This window comes from Nonomuraea antri (assembly GCF_013283785.1).
GTDB lineage: Bacteria > Actinomycetota > Actinomycetes > Streptosporangiales > Streptosporangiaceae > Nonomuraea > Nonomuraea antri.
Window position 1 is genome coordinate 1 of record NZ_JABCPZ010000081.1, and the last position, 18,037, is coordinate 18,037.

Sequence of the window (18,037 nt, forward strand, 5' to 3'; positions counted from 1 at the left end):
GGTCGGGGTCGTGCGGCCGCGCCTGGGGGCCTGGCTCTGCGACGACTCGGGCGACGGCTCCGGCGACTGCTCGGGGTCGAGCACGGCCCGGCCACCGCCCTGCGCGAAGTCGTCCTGGCCGAAGTCGTCCTGACCGGGGTCGTCCTCGCCCTGCTGGTCGGGGTTCAGGTCGTTCTGGTCGCCCTGGTCGCGGTTCTGCTGGTCGGGAGCCTGGCGGTTGCCTGGGCGCGGCGTCTGCCTGCCCTGCTGCGCCGGGTCGCAGATCTCCGCGGCGGCCGGTGCCGCGCCGACGGCGGACGTCGCCACCAGCCCACCGGCCATCAGGGCTAATGCCGACACGGCCGCGGCCATGCGTCTAGATCTCCTCATGTTGTCTCCTTGGATCGACCGCCGCCGAGGCGACGGGTGGAGCGGGTGAGGGTGTCGGGGGTTCGGGAAGGTCGCCGTAGTCGACGAGACCGGTGGACTCCAGGAGCGTCATGTGCTTGAGCACGAAGCTGTTCGAGGTGGTGGCGAACTTCCTGATCTCGTTGTTGCGCGTCCCGGCGCGGACGCTCGCGATGGTCGCGAAGACCTTGCCGTGCGCGGCTCTCAGCAGGTTCGCGAAGTCCTCGTCGAAGGCGGCGCCGCTCTCGGCGCCCAGTTGGGCCATCCACCGCTGCTGGTCGGCGTTGGGCTGGTCGGGGAGCGGAACGTCCAGCTTGGCCGCCAGCTTGACGGTGATGGCGTCGAGTTTCATGTGGTCCTCCATGAGGATCCGGCCGACCTCTCTGACCCTTTGCGACTCGGCGCGTTCCTCGGCCCATTCGCCGACGGGCATCTCCCAGAGGCCGGCCTGGCGTACCTTCACCAGCAGGTCACGGTCGGCCGGCCCGAGCGGTCCTGACGGCGACTGCGTCCAGAGCACGCTGGCGACGGGCGCCACTCCTGGCGGCATCACCAGCAGGATCGTGACCGCGGCCGCCACGGCGAAGCCGGCGAACATCAGCACCTCGCCGCGCAAAAGCCTGTGCATGGTCGGAGGTACGCGTACTTACTACGACCGGTTCACTCATCGCCGGAGATAGTTAGAAATGACTGGAGTTATCGGAGTGGCCATCAGAGTGATAACGAAGGTGTAAAGATGTGCCCGTGCTAGGTCACCTCGACGGCAGGTTCGAGAGTGCGGATGCCGAGGCGGAACATCGCATCGCGGTGCTCTACCAGGAGTTCGGCGGCCCTCTGCTGCGCCACGTACGCAAGTCGACCGGTAACGATCTTCAATGGGCCGAAGACGTTGTGCAGGAGACGCTCGTCAGGGCCTGGAGAAACTCGGCAAGACTGCAATGGGAACCAAGCCTGATATGGGCGTGGCTGCTGACAGTGGCCCGCCGCATCGTGATCGACGGACGGCGGCGCAAGAGCGTCAGGCCTCACGAGGTCGAGCCGCCGGAAGTCGACATGCTCGCGGTGCCCGACAGCTCAGACAGGGCGTTGTCGGCGATCGTCGTCGCCGACGCGCTCCGCAGGCTGTCCGAAGAACACCGCGAAGTCATTGAACACACCTACCTCCGAGACCGTACGATAAGTGAAGCGGCGGAGATTCTGGGGATCCCGCCTGGCACGGTGAAGTCCCGGCTCTACTACGGGATCCGGGCTCTCCGCGAACTGCTCCGGGACAAGGGGGTAGCCGGCTGATGCACGACGGGGTGGCCGCCTACGTCCTCGGCGTCCTCGACGAAGAGGAGCTGGAGGAGTTCGAGCGCCACCTCGAAACGTGCGAGAAGTGCCAGGCGGAGCTGGTCGAGCTGGCTGAACTGCCCGAACAGCTCGACGAGCTGAAGCACATATCCTCCGCTTCGGGCGACGACCCCCCGATGTCGATGTCGCGTTGACGTCTGTGCCCTTTTCGGGTGGTATCGGTTACGGCGAGGCACACGCTCGGTGAACAAGGCCGGGCGATTCAGGGGGAGGTGTTCGGTGGGCATCGACGGTGATGCGCCCGTCCCTCCGCACCGGCGGTTCGGCGAGGAAGGCGGCCGGCTGTCGTACGGCGGCTACCTCCGCCTGCCCGAGTTGCTCGCGCAACAGCAGCCCCAGTCACAGGCTCCGGACGAGCTGCTGTTCATCACCGTCCACCAGGTCTACGAGCTGTGGTTCAAGCTGCTGCTCCACGAGCTGGAGGTGGCGCGCGAGGCCATGTTCGCCGGCGAGCTCTGGCTGGCCAGGCACCAGTTCCAGCGCGTGCACGCGGTGGAGCGGGTGCTGGTGGAGCAGGTGGAGGTCCTGGAGACGATGACGCCCCAGGACTTCCTGGAGTTCCGCGCCGAGCTGGCCCCCGCCAGCGGCTTCCAGTCCGTGCAGTTCCGCGAGCTGGAGTTCCTTTCGGGACTGAAGAACGACCGGTACCTGACGAGCTTCAGGAACGCCGGCGACGCCGAGCTCGACCGGCTGCGCCGCCGCCTGACCGAGCCCACCCTGTGGGACGCCTACCTGGCCGCGCTCTCCCTGCGCGGCCTGCCGGTCTCCGACGCCGAGATCATGGAGTCGCTGCTGACGGTGGCCAGGGACCGCCGCTCCCACGACGACCTGTGGCAACTGGCAGAAGACCTGCTCACCCACGACGAGACGGCCGCCCAGTGGCGGACCCGTCACGTCCAGATGGTCGAACGCCAGATCGGCACCAAGTCGGGCACCGGCGGTTCGACCGGCGCGCCCTACCTGCGAAGCAGGACGCGCCTGCACTATTTCCCACTGTTGTGGGAACTAAGGGCCTGGCTATGAACAGCTATGGCAAACCCTCACAAAGGAGTGAGAGCGAAATGCCGCTCGACGAGGCCAAGGATGAGCTGCTCCAGAGAGCCGCGGAAAGCTGCGCGGCCGGCAGTGACCATGTGAACCCCGAGGAGGCGCTGTCCTTCCTGCGGTTCTACTACCGGCACGTGGCGCCGGAGGACCTGCTGGAGCGCAATCCCGTCGACGTGTACGGCCCGGCCATGTCGCAGCGGCAGCTGGCCGAGGTGCGTCCACAGGGCAGGGCGGTGGTGCGCGCCTACACCCCCACGCTTGAGGAGAACGGCTGGGACCCGGGCCACTCGGTGGTCGAGGTGGTCACCGACGACATGCCGTTCCTGGTCGACTCGGTGACGATGGAGCTCGACCGGCACGACATCGGCATGCACCTGGTCGTGCACCCGCAGATGCGGGTCCGGCGCGACATGACGGGCCGGATGCTGCACCGCGGCCAGGAGGACGTCACCGGCCAGATGCTGGTCGAGTCCTGGATGCACATCGAGATCGACAGGCAGGCCGACCCCGACGTGCTCAAGGGGCTGGAGGCCGATCTCCAGCGGGTGCTGTCCGACGTGCGGCACGCGGTCGAGGACTTCGCCAAGATGCGCGCGCTGGCCGTGCAGACCGCCGAAGACCTGAGCATGAACCCGCCGCCGCTGGAGCCCGCGGAGGTCGAGGACAGCCTCGACCTGCTGCGCTGGCTCGCCGACGGGCATTTCACCTTCCTCGGCTACCGCGAGTACCGCCTGGAGCACACCGACGAGGGCGAGACGCTGCGCGCGATGCCGGGCGCGGCGCTGGGCATCCTGCGCGACGACAAGGTCGGCTCGGAGAGCTTCTCCGCGCTGCCCGCCGAGGTGCGCGCCAAGGCCCGCGAGAAGCAGCTGCTGATCATCACCAAGGCCAACTCCCGCGCCACCGTGCACCGCGCGGCCTACCTCGACTACATCGGGGTCAAGCTGTTCTCGCCCGAGGGCGAGGTCATCGGCGAGCGCCGCTTCCTCGGCCTGTTCACGCACGTGGCGTACAACGAGTCGATCTCCAGGATCCCGGTGCTGCGCCGCAAGCTGGCCGAGGTGCTCGACCACGCCGGGCTGTCGCCCGACAGCCACGACGGCAAGGACCTGATCGAGATCCTGGAGACGTTCCCGCGCGACGAGCTCTTCCAGACCTCCGCCGAGCAGCTGCTGCCGATCGCCATGGGCGTGCTGCGGCTGCGCGAGCGCAAGCAGGTCAAGCTGTTCCTGCGGCGCGACGACTACGGCCGCTACATCTCCTGCCTGATCTACCTGCCGCGTGACCGCTACACCACCAAGGTGCGGCTGAAGATGCAGGAGCTGCTGCTCAAGGCCCTGGGCGGCACCGCGCTCGACTACAGCGCGATGATCGGCGAGTCCGTGCTGGCCCGGTTGCACGTGGTGGTGCGCGGCGAGCGCGGCAAGCAGCTCCCGCCGCCCAAGGTGGACGTGGAGGAGCTGGAGTCGCGCCTGGCCGCGCTGACCCGCTCCTGGGAGGACGACCTGGCCTCCGCGCTGAGCGAGATGACCTCCGAGGAGGAGGCCCCGGCGCTGACCAGGCGCTACCAGGCGGCCTTCCCCGAGGGTTACAAGGCGGACTTCCCGCCCAAGGTGGCCGTGGTCGACCTGCGCCGCCTGGAGCAGCTCGTGGCCGGCGGCGACGACGAGGAAGTCGGCATCAACCTCTACGAGCCGTACGACGCGGCCGAGGGGGAGCGGCGGCTGAAGATCTATAAGGTCGGCTCGCCCATCTCGCTGTCCCACGCGCTGCCCCTGATCCAGCGGCTCGGCGTCGAGGTCGTGGACGAGCGTCCCTACGAGATCGACCGCGACAACGACCCGCACACCAAGAACGCCTGGATCTACGACTTCGGCGTGCGTTACCAGCCGTCCGACGAGGTGGACAGGAACGACTTCAAGCGGCTGTTCCAGGACGCGCTGACCGCCCTGTGGAAGGGCCAGGTCCAGGCCGACAACTTCAACGCGCTGGTCCTGCGCGCCGGGCTGACCTGGGAGCAGGCCCAGATCCTGCGCGTGTACGCCAAATACCTGCGCCAGGCCGGCAGCACGTTCTCGCAGCGGTACATGGAGCGGGTGCTCGAAGGCAACGTGCGCCTGGCCAGGCTGCTGGTGCGGCTGTTCGAGGCCAGGCTCGACCCCAGGCGCTCCGACGACGTGCGCATCGACCTGGTCGAGGCGCTCAGCGAGGAGATCCTGGGCGCGCTCGACGAGGTGGCCTCGCTCGACGAGGACCGGATCCTGCGGGCGTACCTGGAGATGATCCAGGCGACCCTGCGCACGAACTACTTCCAGACCGTCGACGGCGAGCGCAAGCCGTACATCTCGCTGAAGTTCGACCCGCAGGCGATCAGCGTGCTGCCGCTGCCGCGGCCGAAGTACGAGATCTTCGTGTACTCGCCGCGCGTGGAGGGCGTGCACCTGCGCTTCGGCAAGGTGGCCCGCGGCGGCCTGCGCTGGTCGGACCGGATGGAGGACTTCCGCACCGAGATCCTCGGCCTGGTCAAGGCGCAGATGGTGAAGAACACCGTCATCGTGCCCACGGGCTCCAAGGGCGGATTCGTGGTGAAGCGTCCGCCGGTGTCCGGCACCAGGGAGGACGTGCTCGCCGAGGGCGTGGCCTGCTACCGGATGTTCATCTCCGGCCTGCTCGACGTCACCGACAACCTGGTCGACGGCAAGGTCGTGCCGCCGCCGGACGTCGTCAGGCACGACGGCGACGACACCTACCTGGTGGTCGCCGCCGACAAGGGCACCGCCACGTTCTCCGACATCGCCAACAGCGTGGCCAAGGAGTACGGCTTCTGGCTGGGCGACGCGTTCGCCTCCGGCGGCTCCATCGGCTACGACCACAAGGCCATGGGCATCACCGCCCGCGGCGCCTGGGAGTCGGTCAAGTACCACTTCCGCACCACCGGCGTGGACGTGCAGACCACCGACTTCACCGTGGCCGGCATCGGCGACATGTCGGGCGACGTGTTCGGCAACGGCATGCTGCTGTCGCAGCACATCCGGCTGGTGGCCGCCTTCGACCACCGGCACATCTTCGTCGACCCGTCGCCGGACTCGGCCCGCTCGTTCGCCGAGCGGCAGCGCCTGTTCGCGCTGCCCCGCAGCTCCTGGGAGGACTACGACGCGCGGCTGATCTCCGCCGGCGGCGGCGTGTTCCCGCGCACCGCCAAGTCGATCCAGATCACCCCGCAGATGCGCGAGGCGCTCGGCATCGACCAGGGCGTCGCCTCGCTCGCGCCCAACGACCTGATCAGCGCCATCCTCAAGGCCCCGGTCGACCTGCTGTGGAACGGCGGCATCGGCACCTACGTCAAGGCCAACACGGAGCCGAATTCCGACGTCGGCGACAAGGCCAACGACGCGCTCCGGGTCAACGCGGCCGACCTGCGCTGCAAGGTCATCGGCGAGGGCGGCAACCTGGGCTTCACCCAGCTCGCCCGCATCGAGTTCGCGCTGAACGGCGGCCTGGTCAACACCGACTTCATCGACAACTCGGCCGGGGTCGACACCTCCGACCACGAGGTCAACATCAAGATCCTGCTCGACCAGGTCGTCCGCGACGGCGAGCTGACCGACCAGCAGCGCAACCAGGTCTTCACCTCGATGACCGACGAGGTCGCCGACCTGGTGCTGCGCGACAACTACGCGCAGAACGTGGTGCTGGCCGCGACCCGCGCGCAGTCGGTCGACATGCTCCACATCCACGCCCGCTACCTGCGCAAGCTGGAGCGCGACGGGCTGGTCAACCGGGAGCTGGAGTTCCTGCCGTCCGACAAGACGCTGGCCGAGCGCCGCCAGGCCAGGCTCGGCCTGACCGCGCCCGAGTTCTCGGTGCTGCTGGCCTACACCAAGCTCGTGGTCGACGCCGAGCTGCTCGGCTCCGACCTGCCCGACGACCCGTACCTGGCCTCGTGGCTGGTGTCGTACTTCCCGTCGGCGCTGCGCGAGCGGTTCAGGTCGTACATGGACGCGCACCCGCTGCGCCGCGAGATCATCACCACCTGCGTGGTGAACGAGCTGGTCAACTCCATGGGCACCACGTTCATGTTCCGGCTCGGCGAGGAGACGGGCGCCTCCACCCCGGACATCGTGCGGGCCTACCTGGTCGCCCGCGAGGTGTTCGACCTGGCCGGCTTCTACCGGGCGGTGGAGTCGCTGGACAACGAGGTCGACACCGCCACCCAGCTGGCCATGCTGCTGGAGGCGCGCAAGCTGGCCGAACGCGGCACCCGCTGGCTGCTGGTCAACCGGCGGCCGCCGCTCGACCTGGCCGGCTCGGTGAGCTTCTTCGTCAAGGGCGTCAACGGTCTGGCCACGCACATCCCCAAGCTGCTGACCGGGCCCGACCTGCACGCCTACGAGGAGCGGCGTGACTCGTTCATCGCCCGCGGCGTGCCGGTCGAGCCGGCCGAGCGGGTCGCCACCATGGTCCCGGCGTACTCGACGCTGGACCTGGTGGAGATCTCGTCGCTGACGGGCCGGCCGGTCAACGAGGTGGCCGAGGTCTACTTCGACCTGGCCGACCGCCTGCAGCTGGCCAGGATCAGGGAGCGCATCATCGCGCTGCCCCGCGACAACCGGTGGAACTCCATGGCCCGCTCGGCGCTGCGCGACGACCTGTACGCCGCGCACGCCTCGCTCACCCAGGACGTCCTGTCGCACAGCGCGCCGGGGCTGCCGCCGGAGGAGCGCCTGGCCAGGTGGTCGCAGGCCAACACGGCGGCGGTGGCGCGGGCCAGGCAGACGCTGTCGGAGATCTGGGAGAGCGACAACTTCGACCTGGCCACGCTGTCGGTGGCGCTGCGGGCCATCCGCACGCTGGTGGCGGCCAGCAGCCTGCCGCGCACGGAGGCGTAGGAGCCGGCCGTGGGCGGGCCTTCCCGGCCCGCCCACGAGGTCCTATACCTTGCTGCCCTGGGTCACACCGCCGTCGTGGGCGATGAGGTCGGCCGGACGCGGGGCGGTGGACGGCGGGACCGCCACGGCGTACTGGTGCACCTCGGTGAACTTGTATCCCCTGGTCGCCCACGCGGCCCCGACCGCCCAGCGGGCGGACTCGGGCACGGGCCTGGGGTGGTACGAGCTGTCGGTCCTGTTCTCCATGGTCGTTCTGCGCGACAGCGAGTACTGGATCAGCGCGCCGCCGTCCGTGGTCCGCAGCGCGAAGGCCGGATAGGTGTCGGGGCTGAAGATCGAGTCGTAGCTCCACATCGCCAGCTTCGCGGCGTCGCGTGCATCGGTGATCTGGCCGGCGATCTCCGTGGTGTACGGCCCCTCGCTGATCAGCCCGGCCGTCGGCCCCTTGGCCCCGGCCTCGGCCACGGCGGCGTGCACCGGGCCCATGTAGCGGGGCGAGATGGTGATCGACTTGTCGTCGGGCGGCAGCGCGGTGGCGTATCCCTCGTCGTCGAGCTTGACCTGCGGGAACTGAGCGCCGGGCAGGAGCTGGGCCGCCGAGCTGAGCGCCCAGGCGGGACCGCGGAACGTCAGCAGGGTCTGCTGCCCGTCGCGGGTGACCAGCGCGCTGAACCAGGGCGCCTTCTCCCCGGGCGCGAACCTGGGGATGAGGAACGTCGGCCGGCCCCACACGCGCTGCGGCGGCCGGGAGCCGCTGGTCGCGTAGGCGGCCTTCGTCAGGTCGAGCTGCCCGTCGCGGACCAGTTCCACGGCCATGCGCACCCGGTTCTCGAACGCCGGGGCCGTGGTGGCCAGCGCCAGATCGTTGCCGGGAAGCGTGACCTCGGCGAAGATCTTGGCGGCCAGCTTCGGCGTGACCAGCGGCTCGGCGGCCGCGGAACTCCGCGCGGCCGGCGTGCTCGGCTGGGCCGCGGACCTGGTCGGAGTGGGTGCGGGCGCGCTCGTGCAGGCGGTCGCCGCGGCCAGCAGGCCGGCGGTGAGCGCCAGCACCCTCCCCCGCTGACCGAATCCACGCACCTCGCCATGTTATTCGGGCCCGCGAGGGTCGCGTACCCTAGGGAGACGTGGCAGGCATCGATCCGGCAGAAGAGATCAACGAGCTCGCGAACACGCTCCGCAGCATCCAGGACGTGCTCGACCTCGACGCAATGCGCAAGCAGATCGAGGAGCTGGAGGCGCAGGTTGCCGCACCCGACCTGTGGGATGACCCCGACAAGGCGCAGAAGGTCACCAGCAAGCTCTCGCACATGCAGGGTGAGCTCAACCGCGTCGAAGGTCTGGCGCGCCGCCTCGACGACCTGACGGTCCTCTACGAGCTGGCCGCCGAGGAAGGCGACGACGACACCCGGGCCGAGGCCGACAAGGAACTCGACTCGCTCAGGTCCGACATCGGCGCCATGGAGGTACGCACCCTCCTGAACGGCGAGTACGACGCCCGCGAGGCCCTCGTCACGATCAACTCCCAGGCCGGCGGCGTCGACGCGGCCGACTGGGCCGAGATGCTGCTGCGCATGTACCTGCGCTGGGCCGAGCGCAAGGGCTTCGGCACCGAGGTCTACGACACCTCCTACGCCGAAGAGGCGGGCATCAAGTCCGCCACCTTCGCCATCAAGGCCCCCTACGCCTACGGCACGCTGCGCGGCGAGCACGGCACCCACCGCCTGGTGCGCATCAGCCCGTTCGACAACCAGGGCCGCCGCCAGACGTCGTTCGCCGGCGTAGACGTCGTGCCGGTCGTCGAGCAGACCGACCACATCGACATCAACGAGGACGACCTGCGCATCGACGTCTACCGGTCCTCGGGCCCCGGCGGCCAGGGCGTCAACACCACCGACTCGGCGGTGCGCATCACCCACCTGCCCACCGGCATCGTGGTCTCCTGCCAGAACGAGCGTTCGCAGCTGCAGAACCGGGCGTCGGCGATGAACGTCCTGCAGGCCAAGCTGCTGGAGCGCAAGCGGCAGGAGGAGGCCGAGAAGATGTCGGAGCTGCGCGGGGCCACGACCACGTCGTGGGGCACGCAGATCCGCAACTACGTGCTGCACCCGTACCAGATCGTGAAGGACCTGCGCACGGGCACGGAGGCGGGCAACCCGTCGGCCGTGCTCGACGGCGACCTCGACGGCTTCATCGAGGCGGAGATCCGCTGGATGCGGCGCCAGGAGTCAGGCGGCGAGTAGGTGCCGCAGCACCAGCGTGGCGAAGAACAGGGCGGTCAGCACGACCACGATGAGCGCGGGTGAGAGCCCGGCGAAGCCGTGGTTGTGCATCCGCTCCCTGTTGGCGCGGCAGAGGGCGCAACGTCCCTCGATGACGGGGTGGGCGCACTGCGCGCATACGAGGTGTTCGCAACTCATGACAGCCCCAAGTCTAGCCGCACAATCGTTTTGTTTCCGTTATGGACGTTCCATGCCAGTCTTCCCCCTAGACTGTGCTCTGGCCAATCGGAACGTCGATCATCAGTAAAGACGACGCCCCCGGTCGGCCAGCGGCGGGAAGTGGGCATGTGCCACCCTCGCTTCCGTCCTGACCCCTAGACTGGCATGCCGTGATGCTCTCGTGATCCATTTCGATAATGTCACCAAGGTCTACGCGAACCAGAACCGGCCCGCTCTCGACCACGTCTCCGTCGACGTGGACAAGGGCGAGTTCGTGTTCCTCGTCGGTCCCTCGGGATCAGGCAAGTCCACGTTCCTGCGTCTGATCCTGAAGGAGGAGCGGCCCAACTCCGGTGCGATTCACGTCGCAGGCAAGGATCTGGCCCGCCTCTCCAACTTCAAGGTGCCGCACCTGCGCCGCCGTATCGGCTGCGTCTTCCAGGACTTCAGGCTCCTGCCGAACAAGAACGTCTACGAGAACGTGGCGTTCGCGCTCGAGGTCATCGGCAAGCCCCGGCGGTTCATCCGCAAGGTGGTGCCCGAGGTCATCGAGCTGGTCGGCCTGGAGGGCAAGGCCCACCGGATGCCCGACGAGCTGTCCGGCGGCGAGCAGCAGCGCGTCGCCATGGCCCGCGCGTTCGTCAACCGGCCGATGATCCTGCTGGCCGACGAGCCGACGGGAAACATCGACCCGGCGACGAGCATCGGCATCATGAAGGTGCTCGACCGTATCAACAGGACTGGCACCACGGTTGTCATGGCCACGCACGACGCGGCCATCGTCGACTCCATGCGCAAGCGTGTCGTGGAGCTCGAAGACGGCAAGATCGTCCGTGACCAGTCGCGTGGCGTTTACGGCCAGGCGTACTGACAGGAGCGGCAGACAGAACATGCGGGCGAATTTCATCTTCTCCGAGGTCTGGATCGGCCTCCGTCGCAACCTCACCATGACCATCGCGGTCATCATCACCGTCGCGGTCGGCATGGCCATGCTCGGCGTGGGCTTGCTGATCAACACTCAGGTCTCGCTGATGAAGGGCTTCTGGTACGACAAGGTCGAGATCTCGGTCTTCATGTGCGGGAAGAACGCGACGATGCCGTCCTGCAAGGGGAAGGAGATCTCGCCCGCGCAGCGGAACGCACTCAAGGCCCACATCGAAGGCGTCAACGGGGTCCAGGAGGTCTTCTACGAGGACCAGGCGACCGCGTACAAGAACTTCCAGGACACCTACGGCGCCGACCAGGGCCTGGTCAAGGTGGCCAAGGTCGAGGACATGCCGGAGTCGTACCGGGTCAAGCTGACCGACCCGGAGAACTACCAGCCGGTCATCCAGGCGATCCAGGGCCAGCCGGGCGTCTCCGAGGTCATCGACCAGCGCAACCTGCTGTCGAAGTTCTTCGACCTGCTCGACCTGCTGCGGACGGCCGCGGTGGTCGTCGCGGTGATCCTAGTGCTGGCGGCGGCGCTGCTGATCGGCAACACGGTCCGGCTGTCGGCGTTCAACCGGCGCAGGGAGACCGGCATCATGCGGCTGGTCGGCGCGTCCAACCTGTACATCCAGCTCCCGTTCGTCATGGAAGGCGTCATCGCCGGCCTGATCGGCGGCGTCTTCTCGGCGATCATGCTGATCGTGACCAAGGTCTTCCTCTTCGAGGAGCTGGCCAAGTACACCGGTGGGGCGACGGGCGCCCAGCTCGGGTGGGACGCGGTGGCCGAGTCGATCACGTACACGATGATCATCGGCGTGCTCATCTGTGTGCTGGCCTCGTTCGTGACGCTGCGCCGCTACCTCAGGGTGTAGCGCGTGCTCGATCGAATCGCTCCGCTCCATGGGCCGGTAAGGTCGAAGCATGCCACGTGAGACCGGGCGGAAGGTCATCGCCCAGAACAAGCGTGCTCGGCACGACTACCACGTCGAGGACACCTTCGAGGCGGGTCTCGTGCTGCAGGGCACCGAGGTGAAGTCGCTACGCGAGGGCCGCGCCTCGCTCGTCGACGGCTACGCCACCATCGACGACGACGAAGCGTGGCTGCTCAACGTGTACATCCCCGAATACGCCCAGGGGACGTGGACGAACCACGCGGCCCGTCGCAAGCGCAAGCTGCTGCTGCACCGCAAGGAGATCGTCAAGCTCGCCGCCAAGATCAAGGAGGGCGGGCTGACGATCGTGCCGTTGTCGCTGTACTTCAAGGACGGCCGGGCCAAGGTCGAGATCGGCATCGCCCGGGGCAAGAAAGACTGGGACAAGCGGCAGTCGCTGGCCGAGCAGCAGGCCAAGCGGGAGATGGCTCGGGCGTTGCGGCACGCCAACAGGTGAACCGGAAGCCGATGAGCTGGAAACCGTCGCACAGGGTGCGCCGTACCGTTGCCGCGACCGTCACCCTGGCGGTCGCGAGCACGACGCTGACCGCGTGCTTCGAGGAGTCCTCGCCGCACGACGCGATTCGCGACTTCCTGGTGGGCTGGCAGTCGGAGGACTACGACCTGGCCGCCGGCCGCACCGACGGCGATCACGCGACCGTGCGCAAGGCCCTGTCCGACGCCAAGCTGGAGCTCGACGCGGCCTCGTTCCGCTTCAAGATCCAGCGGGTCACCGTGAACGGCGCGGAGTCCAAGGCCGACTTCCGCGCCGAGGTCGACCTGGGGGAGAACAACCCGCTGTGGGTGTACCACAGCGCGCTGCCGCTGCACCTGGTCGACGGCAGGTGGAAGGTGCGCTGGTCGCCGTCCGTGCTGCATCCCCAGCTCAAGGAGGGTCAGCGGTTCGCGGTCGACCCTGAGCCGAACCCGCGCCGGCCGGTCGTCGACAGGAACAACGACCCGCTGCAGAGCGAGGCCTACCTGTACGTGGTCGGCGTGTTCCCGGCCAAGCTGGGCGACCAGGTCGAAGAAGTCGTCGCGAAGCTCTCCGAGGTCACCGGCTACGCGCAAGACCGGCTGCTGAGCCGCATCAGGTCGTCGCCGCCCGACAAGTTCGTGCAACTGGTCACGTTCGGCCAGTCCAAGTACGACTCGATGAAGTCGCGCCTGGCGGAGATCCCACTGATCAAGACCGACATGGTGCCGCAGCCGCTCGACCCGGCCGACCCCAAGCAGATCGTCGGCAAGGTCAGCGCGCTCACGCCGCAGAGCGAGCAGAAGCTCGGCGGCCCCCAGCGGGCCGGCGACTCCATCGGGCAGAGCGGCCTGCAGCGCGCCTACCAGGACTATCTGACCGGTTCCACCGAGACCAGGGTGATCACCCTCGATCTCAAGACCGGCAAGCAGGCCGCGTTGCTGCAGGAGTGGCCGGGCCGCCAGAACGTCTCGGTGACCACCACCATCGACAGCGCCATGCAGGCCGCGGCCGAGCGGGCGGTGTCCGAGACGAGCACCAGCGCGCTGGTCGCGGTCCAGGCGTCCACCGGGGAGATCCGCGCGGTCTCCACCCGCGGGCTGCACCAGGAGAAAGACGCACTGGCCGGGAAGTTCCCCGCGGGCACGGCGTTCTCGATCGTGGCCGCCGACGCGCTGATCAAGGGCAAGTTCAACGTCAAGCAGCGGCTGGCCTGCCCGTCGGAGCGCACGGTGGGCGGGGCCAAGTTCGTGCACGCCAGCCCGGTCCCTTCGGCCACCTTCCAGGACCTGTTCGCCAGGGGCTGCGTGACCGCGCTGGCCTCGCTCGCCCGCCGCGTCAGCGCCGCCGACCTGACCGACAGCGCGAAGGCGTTCGGCGTGGGGGAGCAGTGGCGGCTGCCGCTGAAGTCGTTCAGCGGCTCGATGCCGTCCCTGGCCTCCGACGCCGACAAGGCCAGGGCCATCGCCGGGGAGAGCGTCCAGGTGAGCCCGCTGACGATGGCGCTGATGGCCGGGGCGGCCGCCTCGGGCACCTGGCGTCCGCCGGTGCTGGTGACCGACCCCAAGCCGCCCGCGCCGAGCGCGGACAGCGAGCCCGCACCGCCGCCGCAGCCCGTCGCCGTCGACCCCAAGGTCAAGCAGGCGCTCACCGCGATGATGCGGGCCGGCGCGCTGAACACCCCCGCGCAGGCGGGCCGGGCCAAGGTGTACGGCATCAAGGCCACCGCGGGCGGCGGGATGACCTGGTTCGTCGGCTGGCAGGGTGACGTGGCGATCGCCGTGCTGACCAAGAACTACGACGCCTCGGCGGTGGCCGGCGGCTTCTTCTCCGCCCTCGGCAACACCCAGTGAAATAGTCGCGACGCGGAGCAACCATCGGCGGGCCTCGTCGCGTCTTACTCAATGACTGGGCCCGCTCGGGGGGTTGCGGATCCAGTCGCCGTGATGAGATCAGGACTTCATCTCGGGGGAAGTCCTGCCGTCCGGACCGGCTCGACCCTGCCGGTCGGCCCCCGGGAACGCGTGCTGCTGTGCCGCGTTCCCGGGGGTTTCGCCACGCCGGAATTAAGTTGGCGTTGGGGGTGTTATCCCATGTACATTCATGTTGCTCACCTCGCCGCGCGGGGTGTGTTGACAACTGCACAGGGGGTGACTGGCTTCGACTTCGATCTTGCAAGCCAGGTGAAGCGGGCCGAGGACTGCGGACATAACCTCGTTAATCCTGTGACCGCGAACAACAAGTGCCAATTCTAAGAGCACTGTGGCTAGCCAGGGTTCCCTGGCGCTCGCTGCCTAAGTAGCGAAACCACTGTCAGCCCGGGAGTGCCTTCGGCCCGGTGTCTGGCATCGCTAGAAGGCTCAACCGATCTACCCGGCCACGGGGGAGATCGGGAAATCCAACAGTGGCTGAGCCCGTCGGCGACTCGCCTGCGTGATCGCCGGGGCCGAGAAAAACACAGCAGGCTGCGCCCGGAGAAGCCCTGACTTGGGGTTGAAGGACGCGGGTTCGATTCCCGCCACCTCCACCAGTTCAAGACCGCCTCTGACCTGTCGAGACATCGACGGGTCAGGGGCGGTTTTTTTGTTGCCCGCGCACCGCGGCGATCCGCGCCGCCGCAGCGGGCGCGACCGCCGCTGCATCGGCTTTGGCGGCGCTTAAGACCACGCCTTCACGCTCGGACGAGCGACCGAAATGGAGGCCGTCCCGATGCCGACCAGCGTTCCAGTCCCGCCCATCCCCGCGCATCCCCTCATGATCTTCCTGTTGCAGATCGGCGTGCTCCTGCTGGTGGCCATCCTGCTCGGACGGGTGGCCAAGCGCTTCGGGATGCCCGCCGTGGTCGGTGAACTGTGCACGGGCGTGCTGCTGGGGCCGTCGGTGCTCAGTCACGCCTGGCCGGAACTGGCCAGCGGGCTCTTCCCCCCTGATCCCGCGCAGTTCCATCTGCTGGACGCGGTGGGCCAGGTGGGCGTGTTGCTGCTGGTCGGCATCACCGGGCTGCACCTGGACTTCGGGCTGGTGCGTCGGCACGGCGGCAGATCGGCGGCGATCAGCTTCTTCGGGCTGGTCATCCCGCTGGGGCTGGGCATCGGGACCGGGCTGCTGCTGCCGCCCTCGCTGGCCGCGGGCGGCTCGGACCCGGTCGTGTTCGCGCTGTTCCTCGGTGTCGCCATGTGCGTCAGCGCCATCCCGGTCATCGCCAAGACGCTGTTCGACATGAATTTCATGCACCGCGACATCGGTCAGCTCACGCTGGCCGCGGGCATGGTGGACGACGCCTTCGGCTGGTTCATGCTCTCGATCGTCTCGGCCATGGCCACCTCGGGGCTGCGTACCGGGTCCGTGGTCGCCTCGCTGGCGGTCATGGGCGCCGTGATCGTGTTCGCGATCGTGGTGGGCCGCCCGCTCAGCCGGGGGATCTACCGGGTCGCCGGGCGCACGCCGGAGTTGCCGATCCCGGTCACCGTGACACTGATCCTGCTGGCCGCGGCGGGCACGCACGCGCTGGGCCTGGAGGCGATCTTCGGCGCCTTCCTGTGCGGCATCCTGATCAGCGAGTACGGCAAGCCCGACCCCGCCGCCCTGGCGCCGCTGCGCACGGTCGTGCTGGGCGTGTTCGCCCCCATCTTCTTCGCCACCGCCGGCCTGCGCATGGACCTGACCGCGCTGACCCGCCTGGACGTGCTGGGGCTGGCGCTGCTCGTGCTCGCGATCGCCATCGTCGGCAAGTTCGCCGGCGCCTACCTCGGCGCCCGCCTGAGTCGCATGGGCCACTGGGAAGGGCTCGCGCTCGGCGCCGCGATGAACGCCCGCGGCGTGATCGAGGTGATCGTGGCCATGGCCGGGCTGCGACTCGGCGTGCTGACGGCCGAGACCTACACGATCATCGTGCTCGTCGCGGTGATCACGTCGCTGATGGCCCCGCCGTTGCTGCGGGTGGCGATGGCCAGGGTCGAGCACAACGCGCTGGAACAGGTGAGACTCGCCGGCTCGGCCCCACTCAAGACGTCCGGCAAACAACCAACAAGGAGCGGAATATGATCAAATCGGTTGTCATCGTCGGCGGCGGGACCGCCGGATGGATGAGCGCCACCTACCTCAAGGCCGCCTTCGGAGACAGGGTGGCGGTGACCCTGGTGGAGTCGGACCGGGTCTCGACCATCGGCGTCGGGGAGGCCACGTTCAGCACCGTCCGCCACTTCTTCGACTACCTGGGGCTGGAGGAGCGGGAGTGGATGCCGCGTTGTTCGGCCTCGTTCAAGCTCGCCATCCGCTTCCAGGACTGGCGTCGGATCGGCCACCATTTCTACCACCCCTTCGAGCGCCTGCCGGTCGCCGACGGCTTCACGCTGGCGGACTGGTGGCTGCAGGCCGGCGTCCGTGACGACAGGTTCGACAAGCAGTGCTACATCACGCCGTGGCTGTGCGAGGCGCAGCGCTCGCCGCGCCTGCTCGACGGCTCGCTCTTCGCCGGGGGCCTGGACGGCTCGCTGGGCCGCTCCACGCTCGCCGAACAGCGCGACCAGTTCCCCTACGCCTACCACTTCGACGCCGATCTGCTGGCCAAGTTCCTGGCCGAGTACGGCACCGCCCGCGGCGTCACCCACATCGTGGACGACGTGGTCGACGTCGGCCAGGACGAGCGCGGCTGGATCACGCACGTGCGCACGAAGGAGCACGGGGACCTGGCGGGCGAGCTGTTCGTCGACTGCACGGGCTTCCGCGGCATGCTCATCAACAAGACGCTGGGCGAGCCGTTCGAGTCCTTCCAGGACGTGCTGCCGAACAACCGGGCCGTCTCGTTACGCGTGCCGCGGGCCCCGGGCGCCGGGGTGAACCCGTACACGAAGGCCACGGCTCAGGGGGCCGGGTGGATCTGGACGATTCCGCTGAGCGAGCGCGACGGCACCGGTTACGTCTACTCCGACGAGTTCTGCACGCCGGAGGAGGCCGAGCGCACGCTGCGCGAGTTCGCCGCCCCGGGGATGGAGGACCTGGAGGCCAACCACATCAGGATGCGCATCGGCCGCAACCGCCGCTCGTGGGTGGCCAACTGCGTGGCGATCGGCCTGTCGAGCGCCTTCGTCGAGCCGCTGGAGTCGACCGGCATCTTCTTCATCCAGCACGGCATCGAGCAGCTGGTGAAGTACTTCCCCGACCAGCGCTGGGACCCGGTGCTGAGCGACTGCTACAACAACCGGGTCGCGCACGCGGTGGACGGGGTCAAGGAGTTCCTCGTCCTGCACTACCGGGCCGCGGGCCGCGACGACACGCCGTACTGGAAGGAGGCCAAGATCCGGCGGATGCCGGACGGGCTCCAGGAACGCCTGGCCGTGGCGGCCACGACGCTGCTGGACGACGCCACCATCTACCCCGCCTACCACGGCTTCGAGACGTACTCGTGGAACACGATGCTGCTCGGGCTCGGCATGGAGCCGGCCGGACCTCGGCCCGCGCTGGCGCACCTCGATCCGAAGCGGGCGCTCGAGGAGTTCGCCGGTGTGCGTCGCAACGCGGAACGGCTGGTCGCGGCCCTGCCCAGCTGTGAGGACTATCTGGCCACGATCCACGCGAAGGCGTAAT

At 68.5% G+C, this 18,037-nt stretch carries 15 protein-coding genes and 1 other RNA gene; 12 read left to right on the forward strand and 4 right to left on the reverse strand.

Annotation, left to right across the window (positions count from 1 at the left end; all coding sequences use genetic code 11):
* Together HII36_RS25410 and HII36_RS25415 are read right to left on the reverse strand one after the other, a co-directional pair.
* The coding region (locus HII36_RS25410) for a hypothetical protein (RefSeq protein ID WP_217369947.1) at window positions 1-369 on the reverse strand (369 nt) is incomplete at its 3' end.
* A complete protein-coding gene (locus HII36_RS25415) occupies window positions 356-1,015 on the reverse strand; it encodes a DUF4142 domain-containing protein (protein ID WP_173525752.1) in 660 nt (219 codons plus the stop codon). The genes HII36_RS25410 and HII36_RS25415, both read right to left, overlap by 14 nt.
* A 110-nt stretch (window positions 1,016-1,125) precedes the next feature.
* Between HII36_RS25415 and HII36_RS25420 the strand changes: the two genes are divergently transcribed.
* The 4 genes from HII36_RS25420 (at window position 1,126) to HII36_RS25435 (ending at window position 7,676) form a co-directional block, all read left to right on the forward strand.
* Entirely contained in the window at window positions 1,126-1,677 is a 552-nt protein-coding gene (locus HII36_RS25420; RefSeq protein ID WP_328807882.1) for a sigma-70 family RNA polymerase sigma factor, read from the forward strand.
* Window positions 1,677-1,874, forward strand: a complete 198-nt coding sequence (locus HII36_RS25425) for a zf-HC2 domain-containing protein (RefSeq protein WP_173525753.1) — start codon at window positions 1,677-1,679, stop codon at window positions 1,872-1,874. The genes HII36_RS25420 and HII36_RS25425 overlap by 1 nt, the downstream gene beginning before the upstream one ends.
* Window positions 1,875-1,959: 85 nt before the next feature.
* Window positions 1,960-2,763, forward strand: coding sequence for a tryptophan 2,3-dioxygenase (locus tag HII36_RS58770; protein ID WP_217369948.1), 804 nt, complete (start codon window positions 1,960-1,962; stop codon window positions 2,761-2,763).
* Window positions 2,764-2,801: 38 nt separating this feature from the next.
* Window positions 2,802-7,676 carry an NAD-glutamate dehydrogenase gene (locus tag HII36_RS25435; RefSeq protein ID WP_173525754.1) on the forward strand — a complete coding sequence of 1,625 codons (4,875 nt, stop codon included), beginning with the start codon at window positions 2,802-2,804 and terminating at the stop codon, window positions 7,674-7,676.
* Window positions 7,677-7,718: 42 nt separating this feature from the next.
* Here the strand turns inward: HII36_RS25435 and HII36_RS25440 are convergent, their stop codons facing one another.
* Window positions 7,719-8,753, reverse strand: coding sequence for a hypothetical protein (locus HII36_RS25440; protein WP_173525755.1), 1,035 nt, complete (start codon window positions 8,751-8,753; stop codon window positions 7,719-7,721).
* A 47-nt stretch (window positions 8,754-8,800) separates the two neighbouring features.
* On the opposite strand from HII36_RS25440, the gene prfB reads away from it, so the two are divergent.
* Window positions 8,801-9,916, forward strand: a complete 1,116-nt coding sequence (gene prfB / locus HII36_RS25445) for a peptide chain release factor 2 (RefSeq protein WP_173525756.1) — start codon at window positions 8,801-8,803, stop codon at window positions 9,914-9,916.
* Here the strand turns inward: prfB and HII36_RS25450 are convergent.
* Window positions 9,902-10,093: a hypothetical protein gene (locus tag HII36_RS25450; RefSeq protein WP_173525757.1), complete on the reverse strand. Its 192-nt coding sequence runs from the start codon at window positions 10,091-10,093 to the stop codon at window positions 9,902-9,904. The two genes, prfB and HII36_RS25450, sit on opposite strands and share 15 nt — an antisense overlap.
* A gap of 202 nt (window positions 10,094-10,295) precedes the next feature.
* On the opposite strand from HII36_RS25450, the gene ftsE reads away from it, so the two are divergent.
* The 7 genes from ftsE (at window position 10,296) to HII36_RS25485 (ending at window position 18,036) form a co-directional block, all read left to right on the forward strand.
* Entirely contained in the window at window positions 10,296-10,985 is a 690-nt protein-coding gene (gene ftsE / locus HII36_RS25455) for a cell division ATP-binding protein FtsE (RefSeq protein WP_091079803.1), read from the forward strand.
* A 19-nt stretch (window positions 10,986-11,004) separates the two neighbouring features.
* A complete protein-coding gene (gene ftsX, locus HII36_RS25460; RefSeq protein WP_173525758.1) occupies window positions 11,005-11,916 on the forward strand; it encodes a permease-like cell division protein FtsX in 912 nt (303 codons plus the stop codon).
* A 49-nt stretch (window positions 11,917-11,965) separates the two neighbouring features.
* Entirely contained in the window at window positions 11,966-12,433 is a 468-nt protein-coding gene (gene smpB / locus HII36_RS25465) for an SsrA-binding protein SmpB (protein ID WP_173525759.1), read from the forward strand.
* 35 nt (window positions 12,434-12,468) lie between these two features.
* Window positions 12,469-14,304 carry a penicillin-binding transpeptidase domain-containing protein gene (locus HII36_RS25470; RefSeq protein ID WP_328807883.1) on the forward strand — a complete coding sequence of 612 codons (1,836 nt, stop codon included), beginning with the start codon at window positions 12,469-12,471 and terminating at the stop codon, window positions 14,302-14,304.
* A gap of 293 nt (window positions 14,305-14,597) precedes the next feature.
* Window positions 14,598-14,981: a transfer-messenger RNA gene (gene ssrA, locus HII36_RS25475) on the forward strand.
* A gap of 179 nt (window positions 14,982-15,160) precedes the next feature.
* Window positions 15,161-16,495: a cation:proton antiporter gene (locus HII36_RS25480; RefSeq protein ID WP_173525761.1), complete on the forward strand. Its 1,335-nt coding sequence runs from the start codon at window positions 15,161-15,163 to the stop codon at window positions 16,493-16,495.
* Window positions 16,492-18,036: a tryptophan halogenase family protein gene (locus tag HII36_RS25485; protein ID WP_173525762.1), complete on the forward strand. Its 1,545-nt coding sequence runs from the start codon at window positions 16,492-16,494 to the stop codon at window positions 18,034-18,036. Before HII36_RS25480 ends, HII36_RS25485 begins: the two co-directional genes overlap by 4 nt.
* The last annotated feature ends 1 nt before the right edge of the window (window position 18,037 follow it).

Excerpts from the sequence above, each read along its gene's own strand:
- HII36_RS25485 (WP_173525762.1), top strand. The coding sequence starts at position 16,492 with ATGATCAAATCGGTTGTCATCGTCGGCGGCGGGACCGCCGGATGGATG.
- ftsX (WP_173525758.1), top strand. The coding sequence starts at position 11,005 with ATGCGGGCGAATTTCATCTTCTCCGAGGTCTGGATCGGCCTCCGTCGC.
- HII36_RS25435 (WP_173525754.1), top strand. The coding sequence starts at position 2,802 with ATGCCGCTCGACGAGGCCAAGGATGAGCTGCTCCAGAGAGCCGCGGAA.
- smpB (WP_173525759.1), top strand. The coding sequence starts at position 11,966 with ATGCCACGTGAGACCGGGCGGAAGGTCATCGCCCAGAACAAGCGTGCT.
- HII36_RS25415 (WP_173525752.1), bottom strand. The coding sequence starts at position 1,015 with ATGCACAGGCTTTTGCGCGGCGAGGTGCTGATGTTCGCCGGCTTCGCC.
- HII36_RS25425 (WP_173525753.1), top strand. The coding sequence starts at position 1,677 with ATGCACGACGGGGTGGCCGCCTACGTCCTCGGCGTCCTCGACGAAGAG.
- HII36_RS25450 (WP_173525757.1), bottom strand. The coding sequence starts at position 10,093 with ATGAGTTGCGAACACCTCGTATGCGCGCAGTGCGCCCACCCCGTCATC.
- HII36_RS25480 (WP_173525761.1), top strand. The coding sequence starts at position 15,161 with ATGCCGACCAGCGTTCCAGTCCCGCCCATCCCCGCGCATCCCCTCATG.